Origin of the sequence: Oryzibacter oryziterrae (genome assembly GCF_021864535.1) — a bacterium.
GTDB classification, from domain to species: Bacteria; Pseudomonadota; Alphaproteobacteria; order Rhizobiales; family Pleomorphomonadaceae; genus Pleomorphomonas; species Pleomorphomonas oryziterrae.
Map to the genome: position 1 here is coordinate 1 of NZ_JAKJIC010000052.1, position 1,284 is coordinate 1,284.

General features: G+C 62.4%; 1 protein-coding gene. It reads right to left on the minus strand.

The features are described 5' to 3' along the window. The coding region (locus tag L2I41_RS21440; RefSeq protein ID WP_237155663.1) for an RHS repeat protein at positions 1 to 1,284 on the minus strand (1,284 nt) is incomplete at both ends.

Consider the following 1,284-nt stretch of genomic DNA (forward strand, 5'->3'; position numbering starts at 1 on the left):
CCTGGGTTAGGACGCGACCGGCGTTGTCATAGGTGAAGGTCCACAGCCCGAGGTCGGGATCGTCGACTTTGGTCCGGCGACCGGCCATGTCATAGCCGGCCGACCACACATTGCCAGCCGGATCGGTGACCTTGATGAGATGGCCAAGATCGTCCCAGCCGAGTGTGGTGGTCAGGTTCCCCGAACTCGAGCCATACTCGCTGGTGGTCAATGTCCGCTCATAGCCGTCGCGGATCACCACCGTCTTGCGCGTGACATCGTCGGTGGTATCGGTGGTGTTCTTGTTGTCGAGCGTGTCGGTGGTGGTCACCTGGTCGAGAGCAAGGCCCGAGGTGGCGGCGGTATAGGCATAGGTCGTCGCCACTCCGTCCGGGGTCTGGCTGCGCACGGGGCGGTCCAGCACGTCCGTGTAGGTGTAAGAGAAAGAGATCCCGCTGGTTGGAATGGGGTCGTCGTTGTCGGTGGCGAAATAGGGCAGGCTCACCCGCCGCACGCCGCCACGCTTGTGGTAGTTGGTCTCCACGATCACAGCGTGGCTGGCGTCGACACCCTCGCTGACGCTGCGCACCGTACGGCCGAAGCCGTCGAGATAGCTGCGCGAGACGATCTCGCCGACCGCGTTGCCGGCGCTGTTGTTGGCCATGGAGTTGCGATAGCTGATGATCGACTGGGTACCGGGCGTGCCAAGCCAAGAATAGCTTGTCCGCACATAGTTGGCCGACGATTCTGTTGTGCGCTTCACCTCGCGGCAGAAAACGTCATAGTCATAGGTGGTCGTTATCCAGTTTAGATCCCTGGTGCTGGCCGGCTTGGCGCAGGTATAGTTCCAGGCGGTCAGAGTCTTCTGGCTGACCGCCGGGTCCGTGCTGGTCATGGTGTTGGAGGGCGAGACCGTGGTCTTGATCGGGTAGAGACTGTAGGTGGTCTCGTAGTCGATCGTCGTCAGGTCGCCCGTCGCGTTGGCCTTGGAGACGAGGTTGCCGAAGCTGTCATAGGCCAGCGTCGAGGTGCGATAACCGGTCGTCGCGTCGGTGAACACATAGGTGCCGGTCAGGTCGCCTTCGCTCGGCATGGCGGCCATGCTGGTGGCGCCGTCGTAGTAATAGCCCGTGCCTTGCAACAATGTGCCGCCGGTCCCGACACCGTCGTAGACCGATACCTGACGGGGCAGGTTCACGATCCATTTGGCCGTGTTGTAGACGTAATCGGTCGCCGTCGTCCGCTCGTCGCCGCCCGTCAGCGTGGACGAACACTTTTCCGAACAGCCAGGAGGGGGCGCGTCTT